This window comes from Vagococcus lutrae, from assembly GCF_003987555.1.
GTDB lineage: Bacteria > Bacillota > Bacilli > Lactobacillales > Vagococcaceae > Vagococcus_A > Vagococcus_A lutrae.
The window spans coordinates 1-12,666 of sequence record NZ_NGJW01000010.1 but is presented as its reverse complement, the minus strand read 5'-3'; the positions used below and the strand labels follow the sequence as shown (position 1 = coordinate 12,666).

General features: G+C 34.6%; 11 protein-coding genes. 10 read left to right on the top strand and 1 reads right to left on the bottom strand.

Translation table 11 applies throughout. The features are described from left to right. The first annotated feature begins 65 nt into the window (after positions 1–65). Both CBF33_RS07440 and CBF33_RS07435 read left to right on the top strand, forming a co-directional pair. Positions 66–617 carry a DUF924 family protein gene (locus CBF33_RS07440; protein ID WP_244919698.1) on the top strand — a complete coding sequence of 184 codons (552 nt, stop codon included), beginning with the start codon at positions 66–68 and terminating at the stop codon, positions 615–617. Positions 618–832: 215 nt separating this feature from the next. Continuing rightward, positions 833–1,240 carry a GNAT family N-acetyltransferase gene (locus tag CBF33_RS07435; protein WP_126762982.1) on the top strand — a complete coding sequence of 136 codons (408 nt, stop codon included), beginning with the start codon at positions 833–835 and terminating at the stop codon, positions 1,238–1,240. Positions 1,241–1,466: 226 nt separating this feature from the next. On the opposite strand, the gene CBF33_RS07430 is transcribed toward CBF33_RS07435, so the two are convergent. Further along, positions 1,467–3,086, bottom strand: coding sequence for a helix-turn-helix domain-containing protein (locus CBF33_RS07430; protein ID WP_126762980.1), 1,620 nt, complete (start codon positions 3,084–3,086; stop codon positions 1,467–1,469). Positions 3,087–3,209: 123 nt separating this feature from the next. On the opposite strand from CBF33_RS07430, the gene argF reads away from it, so the two are divergent. From argF to CBF33_RS07390, 8 genes are all read left to right on the top strand, one after another. Further along, complete coding sequence (gene argF, locus CBF33_RS07425) at positions 3,210–4,148, top strand: ornithine carbamoyltransferase (protein WP_126762978.1); 939 nt, start codon at positions 3,210–3,212, stop codon at positions 4,146–4,148. Positions 4,149–4,207: 59 nt separating this feature from the next. Continuing rightward, positions 4,208–5,716, top strand: coding sequence for a YfcC family protein (locus CBF33_RS07420; RefSeq protein WP_126762976.1), 1,509 nt, complete (start codon positions 4,208–4,210; stop codon positions 5,714–5,716). 21 nt (positions 5,717–5,737) lie between these two features. Beyond that, positions 5,738–6,601 carry a dimethylarginine dimethylaminohydrolase family protein gene (locus CBF33_RS07415; RefSeq protein WP_126762974.1) on the top strand — a complete coding sequence of 288 codons (864 nt, stop codon included), beginning with the start codon at positions 5,738–5,740 and terminating at the stop codon, positions 6,599–6,601. A 2-nt stretch (positions 6,602–6,603) separates the two neighbouring features. Then, positions 6,604–7,611: an NAD(P)-dependent oxidoreductase gene (locus tag CBF33_RS07410; protein ID WP_244919697.1), complete on the top strand. Its 1,008-nt coding sequence runs from the start codon at positions 6,604–6,606 to the stop codon at positions 7,609–7,611. 69 nt (positions 7,612–7,680) lie between these two features. Next, on the top strand, positions 7,681–9,090 hold the full coding sequence (locus CBF33_RS07405; protein ID WP_126762971.1) for a YfcC family protein: 1,410 nt from the start codon (positions 7,681–7,683) through the stop codon (positions 9,088–9,090). Positions 9,091–9,125: 35 nt separating this feature from the next. Further along, complete coding sequence (gene arcC, locus CBF33_RS07400; protein ID WP_126763112.1) at positions 9,126–10,070, top strand: carbamate kinase; 945 nt, start codon at positions 9,126–9,128, stop codon at positions 10,068–10,070. Positions 10,071–10,697: 627 nt separating this feature from the next. Beyond that, positions 10,698–12,200, top strand: a complete 1,503-nt coding sequence (gene abc-f, locus CBF33_RS07395; protein ID WP_126762969.1) for a ribosomal protection-like ABC-F family protein — start codon at positions 10,698–10,700, stop codon at positions 12,198–12,200. Between the two features lie 127 nt (positions 12,201–12,327). Further along, positions 12,328–12,510 carry a hypothetical protein gene (locus CBF33_RS07390; RefSeq protein WP_126762967.1) on the top strand — a complete coding sequence of 61 codons (183 nt, stop codon included), beginning with the start codon at positions 12,328–12,330 and terminating at the stop codon, positions 12,508–12,510. Positions 12,511–12,666: the final 156 nt, after the last annotated feature.

Here is a 12,666-nt window from a genome sequence, read left to right as displayed (position 1 = left end):
CGACGTGTTAAATTTGAGGGTCATAAGTTTGTTAATCATGGGTTTTATTAAGGACGATAGCAGATATGAAAAAAGAAGGTGGAAATATGCAAGAAGTATTAGATTTTTGGTTTAAAGAAATTACGCCGTCTGATTGGTTTAAAAAAGATGCGTCACTTGACGAAGAAATACGACAACGGTTTTTAAAAACATTAGAACAAGCGAAACAAGGGGAACTCTTTGAATGGCGAAATTCGATTGAAGGAAGATTAGCGGAAATTATTGTGCTCGATCAATTTTCTCGCAATATCTATCGAAATGATCACCGCGCGTTTGCACAAGATTCTCTTGCTTTAATCTTAGCTCAAGAAGCAGTTTATGGTGAGGAGCGTATGAAGTTAAGTGCAGCAGAACGTAGTTTTCTGTATATGCCATTTATGCATTCTGAATCGTTAAAAATTCATGAAACGGCGTTGAGGTTATTTAGTGAACCAGGTCTGGAAAAAAGGTTGAAATATGAAAACATGCACCTAGATATTTTAAAAAAATTCGGGAGATACCCACATCGAAATGCCTTATTAGGTAGAAAATCAACTGATGAAGAAATAATATTTTTACAAAGCGACAACGGTTTTTAGTCGTTGCGAAGTCATTTAACATGAGGCTATCTAGAGAGACATGAGAGACGGTTACGACTGTCTACAAGCTATAGAAATAATGTTAAAAATCCCAGTTATCAAACATTTATAGGCGCTTTTTTATGGTATTATGAGTCTATTATAAGAGAAAGTAGATAAAATGACTCATAAATGACAGGTCTTTTATCAATCAAACAGTCTAAAGGAGGAAATCTATGATTAATTATCAGGAAAATAAACACATTGAAAAAAATCAATTAGAGCATTTATATGCGAGTGTTGGTTGCCTAGCCTATACGACTGATTTGTCTCGGTTAGAGAGAGCTGTGAGTGCGTCATTATCTGTGATAACGGCTTGGGATGATAGTAACTTAATCGGCTTAGTGAGAGGTGTGGGAGATGGTGAAACGATTTTGTATGTACAAGATCTCCTTGTTCACCCAGATTTCCAAAATAGGGGGATTGGGACAGCTTTGCTAAGTAAATTATTAGAAAATTATCCGGAAGTTCGTCAAAAAGTCTTATTAACGGAAGAAGCTCCTGATGTGCGGAGTTTTTATGAGAAATTTAATTTTGTTTCATGTGATAAAGGTAATGCAGTGGCTTTTTACAAAGAATATTAAAACTAAATTTTAAAGTGTTCAAGTAATAGATAAGAGTGTTAGTTGCTAGTTATTGAAGAGTAAGGATATGTTTAAAAGCTAAAACAGAGAGTATGCATACGCTATTTATTAAAAAAGCTGACAGTCATCGACTAACGATGCCTGTCAGCTTTTTTAATAAGAGAAAATAATCGATTTTAAGTAGAATGTATCATTTAGTAAAAAATATTATTAAAGGAGTATTACCTTAGATATCAGATTGATAAATCTTAAGTGCGGTATATAAATTAAATTTATCATCTGTATTCGTAATATCGATATTTAAAATTTTTTCAATAGTAGCGATACGTGATCGTAAGGAGTTAACATGGAGAAACAGATGTTCACTTGTCTCTTTATAAGAGCAGTTTAGAGAAAAGAAAATAATGAGCGTATTGAGTAAATCTGTATGATTTTTTTGATCATAGGTTAACAGTGGTTGTATATAAGTGTCAATCATTTCTTTGCATAGAAAATCGTTTAGTTCACCTTTATTGTTAATAAATATATTTAAAATACCCAAGTCTTGGTATTTTTTGATGTCTTTTTTTGAATTTGTATTGAAAAGGAAGTATAGAGCATCTTTAGATTCATGCCAACTTTTATACGTGTCTTTTAGAGAATGTACTTTACTAACGCCAATTTTAAAATGATGAGGTATGAAATAATCGCTGACCAACTTATTTACATAGGTAACCATATGGTCCATTGGATTAAGACTGTCTTCTACTAAAAAAGCTAAAATAGTATCTTTAGTAAAAAAATGAATAGATTTGGCGTATAGATTATGGTCTTTGAAATAGGCGTAAAAATCGATAGCTCTGTGAATATCCGTAGTTTCTTCATGCATTGAATACGCACAGGTGATTAAATAAAACTGGGATTCTGGTTGACATTCAAGCATTGCAAGAAGATGGTGCTCTTTATTTTTTGAGAGTTTCCCAGCTACTAATTCTTGATAAGTAAGATTGTTAGCATAAAAAGATGATTTGATACTCTGACGTAAAAAAGAATTTCTTAGAGAATAAATAGAAATCACCGTATTCATTTTTTCAAGAACACGAGGTTCAAGCTGCTTAAGATAGTCAGGAGTTAGTATTAATAAATATTGCTGACTATTATTGACACTTAAAAAAGGGTAGACAAAGAGTTTGAGATGATCATTTGCTAGTTGCTTATTACTATGAATATAACCAAAAAAAGCCTCATCATTTGAAAATTTTCCTATCATTTGCTTATCAGATGGCTGGAAATCAGTTAAGTAGTCGTGCCACTCAATATTTTCTGAGTAATCAATGAAAGAACAATCATGATTTAAAATAGCCAAAGATAGGTCAGCTACGTAATAAATGTGATTACAAAGATTATTAGAATAATAATCATTGTTTATTGAATTAATAACGATTTGATAGAAATCATAGTTTTCTTTTAAGTATGTTAATTGACGCGTTGTAATAAGTTCTAAAACAGGTGTTTGAATATTCGTCCAGCTGTAGTGATCCTCACAGATAATTAGGGCGATATTATAATGGTCACAGGCTTCAAAAACTTCATCGCTGATATAGGGTTCAAATTTTCTTTTTGTAATAATGGCAGCTAACTTCTTCTCTGCCAGTTGTTGAATAAAAGAATCGCTGATAAATCCTTTCTTAAAATAATTACCGATGATTAATATTTCATATTCATTAAGCCAGGAGACAATGTCGCGAGTATCCATAATGGTAATGTTGTTGAATGGATTGTATAAGGAATATTGATTTGTCACAAGCTTGCTATTGATAAATAAAGGCAGGTTAGTTAGTGATTTCACAATGGTTTGGTTGTACATGTTAATCTCCTTTTGTATAAAAGTACTATGAAAGCGTTTTATAATAGTATGTTAACACTATTTATTTATTGATACAAGTTGGTTAAGATTTAAGTATCAAATAAATAAAGGAAGTGTTGAGCAATGAGACAAAATTTACGAGGTAAAGATTTTTTAGCGTTTAAAGATATGAATCGTGAGGAAATAGAATTCTTGACAGATTTAAGTCTAAGTTTAAAACAAAAATGGGTATCACGCGAACCACATGAATATTTTAAAGGGCAGGTTTGGGCGGCATTATTCGAAAAGAACAGCACGCGAACACGTAATGCATTTGAACGAGCAGCAGCTGACTTAGGTATCAAAGTTGTCTACTTACGTCCTGACGAAATGCAGATGACACGTGGCGAACCTTTAAAAGATACAGCCCGTATTTTGGATCGTTATTTTGATGGACTATTTATCCGTACTTTTGGTCATGAGATTGTCGAAGAATGTTCCGATTGGATGAGAGTACCAGTTATCAATGGGTTAACAGCTCTTGCACATCCAACACAAGGTATCGCAGATTTAATGACGATTAAAGAGAAAAAAGGACGATTAACTGATCTGAAAATATGTTATGTAGGTAATCTTTATAACGTTGCTTATACCACAATGATTTTTGCAGCAACATTTGGTATGGATTTGAGTATTGTTGTGCCAGAAGGCTTAAAAGCAGATCCTGAAATTTTAGCAGAAACAGAACGACGAGCTAAAATAAGCGGGGCCCATATTGAATTTACGCAAGATTTTGATAAAGGCCTGAAAGATGCGGATATCGTTTATGGCATGTCGCAGTATAGTATGGGACAAAGTGATGAGGAAGTTGCTGCGTTGAAGGCAGCCTTTAAACCATACTTAATTGACGCAGAGGCTATGAGTAAAGCTAAACCTGATGCTATTTTCATGCATTGTTTACCAGCTTATCGTGACTTAGAAGTGACAGATGAAGTAATGGAATCAGAACAATCTGTTATTTTTGATCAAGGTGAGAATAGAATGCATTCGATAAAAGCAATCATCGCAGCATACGCAAATTAACACGTTCCCTCACTTAGTTGTGAGGGTTCCCTATTATATAAAATGGAAGGTGATAGTCGATGGCATCAGAACCCGTTAAAGCTAAGAAATTTAAAATGCCCAATACATATGTCATTTTGTTTTTTATTCTCATTTTAGTCGCGATTTTAACATGGTTTATACCTAGTGGAAAATATTTAGTAGATGAAGCAGGTCGTACAATTTCAGGAACTTACAAGCCAGTTCCAGCTAATCCTCAAGGCATTTGGAATGTGATTATTGCACCAATCATCGGCATGGTTGGGAGTGATACCATTTCTGGAGCGATTACAATTTCTTTAAATGTCATGTTATTCGGTAGTTTCTTAGAATTAATGGATGAAACAGGCGCGATTAATGCAGGATTGAAGAAAATAGCAATGGCGAATAAAGATAATATTAACCTATTAATAACCATTCTCGTTTTTATTATGGGTGTGTTTGGAACCGTTCAAGGAGCATATGAAGAAGGATTCGTTTATGTGATGATGTTTATGCCGATAATGTTGTCATTAGGACTAGATAGTATTACAGTGTTAATGATTGTTATTTTTGGAACTCAAGCCGGTTGTATCTCATCTATAGTAAATCCATTCTCTACAGGAATTGCGGCTGGTATTGCTGGTGTTAGTCCAGGTGAAGGTATTATTTTAAGAGCTATCTTTTTTGTAGTATTACAAGCAACTGTTTCATATGTCATTTGTCTTTATGCAAAAAAAGTCAAAATGGATCCAAAAAATTCTTATCAGTATGCGCGACGGGAAGAAGAAATGGCGGAATTTGTTCAAGCAGATTCTGAAGAACAAGAATTAACAAAAAAACAACGTACAGCGTTTATACTATTTATTCTAACATTTGTAATCATGATTATTGCATTGGTTCCTTGGACATCACTTAATGAAAATTGGACATTTTTCATTACCTTCACTCAATGGATGGAAAATTTACCAGTGATTGGTAAACTAATTGGTTCTAATTTGGTACCATTTGGCGAGTGGTATTTCAATGAAATAAACGTTCTTTTGATTATCATGACATTTGTGACAGGTTATATATCGGGTTATAGTACAGATAAAATTATTGATATTTTTATTAAAGGCGCAGCGAGTTTAGTTTCGACAGCTTTTATTATTCCTTTAGCAAGAGGCATTCAAGTATTAATGACAGATGCTAATATTACCGATACGATTTTGCATTCTAGTGAAGGGTTCTTGTCTGGGTTTTCACCGATTGCTTATGTGTTATTAGCCTTGTGTATTTATATCATCTTTGCTTCATTCATTCCAAGTTCGACTGGATTAGCAGCAGCAACAATGGCGATTATGGCGCCGTTAGGTTTGTTTGCAGGCATAGGTGAAGCAACAACAATCATGATTTATAATGTGGCGTTAGGTTTAGTCAAAATGGTAATGCCGACATCGATTATCGTGATGACTACTACATCGTTAGTTAAAGTAGATTATGTTACGTGGTTAAAAGCATCTAAAAAACCATTAGTTGTTTTTTCAATTGTGAGTATTGGCTTTATATTATTAAGTATATGGATATAAAAATAAGAGAGGAAGATCAACATGTCAAAAAAAACTTATGTCAGTAATGCAACAAATCCTTTAGAAAAAGTCATCGTTTGTTCACCAAAATATTATGTGTTTAATGCCATTAATGAAATCACTAAAAGTTGGATGGAAAAAGGTGAAACTGAAGAAAATGACTTGATGGTGAAAGAATGGGAGACAATGATTCAAGCCTATAAAGATAATGGTGTCGAAGTCGTTGAAGTGGAAGCAAATCCGGAATATGAAGTCATGACGTTTGCACGTGACTTTGGTGCTATGGTAAAAGAAGGGGCAATTATTGGTAAGTTCCGTCATCCAGCTCGTCAAGTTGAAACGGAATTATATGAGGCTAAATTAAAAGAACTAGGTGTTCCAATTGTAGCACGTTGTAATGCGGGATGTTTTGAAGGTGGGGATTTCTTTATGATTGATGAACATACCTTAGCATTTGGTTTAGTTGACCGTACTGACCGTGCAGGAGTAGACAATTTAAGAGAACAACTTATGAAATTTGGTTACACGGTAGTTGGTGTACCCTTAGCTCCTGAATACTTACATCTAGATATGGCCTTTAATATTGTCGCAGATAAAGTGTGTATTGCCGCGACTGAAGTTTTACCATTCTGGTTTATCAATATGTTAAAACGACGTGATTTTACAATCATTGATGTGCCAAAAGAACTGATCTTTAAACATGGTTGTAATGTACAAGCACTAGGGAACAATAAAGTGTTAGGTATTAAGAACAACAGAACCGTGAATGAAGATATGCGTGCCGTTGGTTTAGAAGTCATTGAATTGCCATTGGAGCAAATCCTAAAAGGTGGTGGGGGCCCACACTGCATGACTTATCCTATTAGAAGAAGTTCGGTTCAATAAATATGACTAAACGATATAAAATCCTGATTGCAGACTATCCTGACTCAATGATGCCCTCACATGACTATGAGCAGGAGATATTAGTAAAAGGATTAAAAAATTGCGAGATTCAAATTCACGAATATTCGGATAAACACCTAGCAGCTTTTTACGAGGCGATTGTCGATGCGGATGCTTTATTGACAGGGTTTATCCCAATGAATGAAGAGGCGCTTAATCATGCACCTCAGTTGAAAATCATTTCAATGAACGCAACAGGTTACGACAATGTCGATTTAGAAGAAGCGAATCAACGTCAGATTGGCGTGTGCCCAGTTGGAGAATATTGCTCTGAAGATGTGGCAGAATTTACCATTGCGACAATGGCGATGCTGGTCAAAAATTTGAAAACGCATACGTATAATGTCGAACAGGATTATATTTGGGAGTATGCTTCTGCTGGTGAAAATCCGCGTATTGAAGAAATGACATTAGGCATTGTTGGTTTTGGAAAAATCGGCAAACAAGTGGGGAAAAGAGCAAAAGCATTAGGCATGCGGGTCATCGCTCATGATCCGTTTATCAATGATGAAATTTTTTCACAACAAGGAGTTAAACAAGTGTCTAAAGAAGAGCTTGTCATGACTTCTGATGTAATTTGTAACCATATGAACTTGAATGAAACGAATTACGATTATTTTGATTATTCATTATTTGCTCATGCTAAAAAGAATCCATATTTTATTAATATGGGGAGAGGCGCGAGTGTCGTGGAAGAAGATTTAGTGAAAGCTTTAGATGAAAAGTTACTCAAAGGAGCTGCGGTAGATGTTTTAAGTGATGAAACTCCCGATTTGAAACATCATCCTTTAGTGGGACGTTCTAATGTGATTGTTACTCCACACGCTGCTTTTTATACCACGACCTCAGTAGCTAAATTACAACGGGTATCATGTGAGAATATCGTTCATTTCCTAAGTGGAGAATACGATAAGGTAAACAAATTAGTCAATAAGCAAATTTTTGACTAATAATCAACCGTATTAACACATAAAAGTAAAGAGCTGATAGCGAAACAAAATGGTTTAAGGTGGATGATTATGAAAACAAAAGAAAAAGGAAGCAACTTCGCAATGAAGACGATCAATACGTTGGTCCTTCTTGTTTCGATTATGTTAATAATGGCCCTATTGTCATGGATTATACCGGCGGGTATGTTTGAAAGAGAACTAGTAAATGGGAGGACAATGATTGTAGCTGATTCCTTTCATTTTGTTGACAAATCTCCAATTGGACCATTTAAGTTTTTAAGATCTTTTTTCACAGCGTTTGCAGATGTTCAAGAGATTGTGTTCTTTATATTAATTGCGGGCGGATCTTTTACCATCATCAATGAGACAGGTATGTTAAAAGCTGGGATAAAGCGATTAGCAGATTTATTTGAAGGAAAAGAATATTTAACGATTCCTATTGTGATGTTGATTTTAAGTATTACAGGTTCCACTATTGGCTTAAACGAGGAAACCATTGTGTTACTGATTTTAGGAATGTCGCTTGCACGCCAACTAGGCTATGATGGTCTAGTTGGTATGGCGATGATCCAATTAGGGGCTGCTGCGGGTTTTAACGCGGGCGTCATGAATCCTTTCACAGTTGGGATATCACAAGAAATTGCTGAGTTACCTTTATTTTCAGGGGCATGGTTACGTTTGATTATCTTTTTTGTGTACTGGAGCGTTACCTCTTGGATGGTAGTGAGATATGCGAATCGAATAAAAAAAGAGCCAGAAAAAAGTTATATTTATGAGTTAGAGTTGAAAGAGAAAGAAGAACAAGGAAATGAAATTGAAGAAATTATTTTTACAAAACAACATGGTTATGTCACGTTAGTTTTTATAGCTAGTTTTGTCTTACTATCGGTTGGTGTTTTTAAATGGCAATGGTTTATTCCAGAGTTAGGTGCTGTTTTTCTAGGAATGGGAATCATTAGTGGCATGGTAGGGAGAATTCCTTTTGGGAAAATCGCTGATTTGTTTGTCGAGGGAGCAAAAGAAATGCTTTTTGCAGCGTTGACAATTGTCGTAGCTAGAGGTGTGTTAGTTGTCATGTCAGAAGGTATTATATTAGATACTATTATTTATCACTTAACAAGTATTATTACAATCTTGCCTGGTGCGCTAGCTGGAATTGGTATGTATTTCATTCAAATCATTATTAATTTCTTAATTCCTTCAGGAAGTGGCCAAGCAGCAGCGACAATGCCTATCATGGTGCCTTTAGCTGATGCTGCCGGTGTCACACGTCAAACAGCAGTTTTAGCGTATCAATTTGGAGCGGGATTAATGGATTCAGTAATTCCGACATCAGGTATTTTAATGGCACAATTATCAATATCTAAAATACCTTATCAAAAGTGGTTGAAATTTGTGATGCCAATCATTACCGTATGGATGATTTTAGGAGTAGTGTTCTTATTAATCGCTTATTTTATTGGCTATGGACCATTTTAAGAGACAAATAATAAGTAAAATGTACAGTGGAGGGAATTATGAGTAAAAAAGTAGTAGTAGCACTAGGTGGGAATGCTATTTTGACGGATGATCCGACTGCTCAGGGGCAAATGAAAGCATTGCGTCAAACGAGTAAACATCTAGTTGAACTAATTAAACAAGGGTTTCAATTAATTATCAGCCATGGAAATGGACCACAAGTTGGTAATTTGCTCTTGCAACAAGCTGCGAGTGACTCGACAGCAAACCCCGCTTTACCGTTAGATACCTGTGTAGCAATGACCCAGGGGAGCATTGGTTATTGGTTACAGAAAACATTGAGAGAAGCTTTGGTTGAGGCTGGATTGGAACAAGATGTTGTGTCGATAGTCACACAGGTTATTGTTAATCACGATGATCCGGCTTTTGAAAATCCAACTAAACCGATAGGCCCGTTCTTAACAGAAGAAGAGGCACAGAGAAAAGCTGCAACTAGTACAGAACGATATATCGAAGACGCTGGACGTGGTTATCGTAAAGTTGTGCCTTCACCTAAACCAATAAGTATTGTTGAGCATCAGGTAATCAAAAAACTTGTCTCTCAAGATGTTATTACGATTTCTTCAGGAGGTGGCGGTATTCCTGTTGTTCAGAAAGAGCAAAGATTGCAAGGCGTTGAAGCGGTGATTGATAAAGATTTTGCCTCTGCTAAATTAGCAGAATTAGTAGAAGCTGATTATCTATTAATCTTAACAGGTGTAGATCATGTCTTTATCAACTATAATCTTCCGAATGAAGAAAAGTTAGAAGAGGTGACAATTAGTCAATTAAAACAATGGATAAAGGAGGAGCAATTTGCTCCTGGGAGTATGTTGCCTAAAGTTGAAGCAACAATAGAATTTGTAGAAAAGAGCCCCGATAGTAAAGCAGTGATAACCTCCTTAGAAAATATTGCAGCTTTTTTTGATGGCGGTTCTGCAACTGTGATTCAGTATGACTAATAGTTATTAAAAAGAAGTGAGTCTTTTTTAGGGTTCTTTGTCAAATAGGACTGATGAGTTAAAATGAAGTCGAAAGATGAGTGGCATTTGTTCCATTCATCTTTTTTTGTTTCTCTTCAATGAGGTGATTAATCATGAATACTCCTAGTTTTATGTTTTCAAATGATTTAAATCCATAGTATACGCGTTTTAAAGTATTGATATGAGTATTTTTATTTTAGTTTTACTGATTCAATAAGATTGTATGAGGGAATAACGAACAAGTAATTACTCATAATAAAAGTTTTGCAACCTCAATCTAAAATCTACTCATTAGATATTTTTAAGTCATCAGATTTGGTGTAATTACTTAACGAAGATAGTTTGCATAGAAACTTTAATATCGTTTAACTTGCTAAAAAATTTAATAAATGTTATATTTTTAAAAAATAAACTACAGTGAGGGATTTTCTATTGTATAACTAAGCTAATTTTGTTGAAGCTGCATTCAGACTACTATTTAGGAGTAGTGTGCAGATTTTCAAGATTGGTGAAAGTTTACAATAGAGGGTCTTTTTGTGTCCCTTTTTACTTGTCCATCTTGAAAATAGGTAAGTTAATTGTCTAAAGACAAGATGGGGGGATTGGATGTCAACAATTGAGATTAAAAATTTAACATTTGGTTTTGATAATCAAATAACAAACTTATTTGAAAAGACTAATTTAGTTTTACAAACTGAATGGAAACTGGGGTTGATTGGCCGAAATGGTCGAGGTAAAACTACTTTATTGAATTTGTTGCAAGATAAGTATGCGTACAGCGGTGAAATAAAGCATACATTAAATTTTCAGTATTTTCCACAGACAGTAAGAGATAAGCGACAATCGGTTGAAGAGGTACTTCAAGAACTTTCAGAAGCTGATTTTTGGAAAATTGAACGAGAACTAACACTATTAAACTTAGATAAGACAGTACTTTTGCGGCCGTTTATTAGTTTATCTGGTGGTGAGCAAACAAAAGTGTTATTAGCTTTGCTATTTGCAGATAATCAGTCTTTTCCTTTAATAGATGAGCCTACAAATCATTTGGATTTGAAGTCAAGAAAACAAGTTGGCCAATATTTAAAAGACAAGCAACAAGGGTTTATTTTAGTAAGTCATGACCGTGCTTTTGTGGATGAGATTGTAGATCATGTATTATCTATCGAAAGAAATCAATTGATTTTATATCAAGGGAATTTTACTACTTACGAAGAACAAAAGAAATATCGAGATGAATTTGAAAAACAAAGTAATCATAAATTGTCGAAAGAAATAGATAGGCTTCAAAAAACATCACGAGAAAAAGCGAAGTGGTCACATCACAAAGAAAAAGAAAAGTATGGTGATTCGAGGAAAAAAGGAAGCGGTATTTCTGGCGATAAAGGGTTTATTGGTGCTCGAGCTGCTAGAACGATGAAACGCTCAAAAACAATTGAGGGACGTATGGAAAAACGATTAGTCGAAAAACGTGAGTTGCTTAAAAATATCGAATATGAAAACTCGTTGATGATGAATTATCAACCACGTCATCATCAACGAATCTTAACAGTCGATGAATTACAATTAGGTTATGATAAGGCGTTATTCATGCCGTTATCATTTGAGCTTAAAAGAGGGGATCGATTAGTAATTCAAGGTGGAAATGGTTCTGGTAAGACTTCAATACTACAACATATGTTTGGAGAGTTTAATGGTAACGCGACAGGTGCAATCACTAAACCTAGCGGACTAATAATTAGCTATGTGAGTCAAAATTATGAAGACAATGAGGGAAGTTTACACGACTTTGCCCAAGAGAATACTATATCTTATGAAAATTTTTTAAGTAATTTGGTAAGTTTAGGGATTGAACGTGACGCTCTTTTTAACCGGATTGAAAATATGAGTATGGGTCAGAGAAAAAGAGTTGAGATTGCAAAATCATTACTTATACCGGCAGATCTTTACGTCTGGGATGAACCTCTTAATTATTTAGATGTTTTTAATCGAGAACAATTAGAAGACTTGATTCAATCGGTAAAACCAACAATGTTGATAGTAGAACATGATGAGGATTTTATTAATAATGTTGCTACCGATGTGATAAGATTGAATGATAATCACCTTTAAAAGATTCTACTTATTTGAAGAATACTATTGAAAAGTGGACAAACGATGAAATACGCATAAGTATTTATGTATCTATTTGTTTCACTATGATGAAGAGACAGTAACCCCTATAGAAGGGATAGTAAGAGTGACGCATGATGAATATCAAATGGTCGAAGGAATAAATCAGCAACCTGTTAAGAAAGCTGATTTATACGACCAATATGCTGCAAATCCAGATTTATATCATAAAAATATAATCGAAGCAATAGAAGCAGATTCTGAGTATGATACCAGAACTGGTTATGAAGAATTAAAAAACTTGCTATAAAGACGACGTAACAAACATGTATCTTTTATGGCTCTTTGTCAAATAGGACTGATGAGTCAAAATGAAGTCGAAAGATGAGTGGAACTCGTTCCATTCATCTTTTTTATTTTACTTCAATAAGGCGATTCATCATGAATATTCTTAATTTCATGTTCT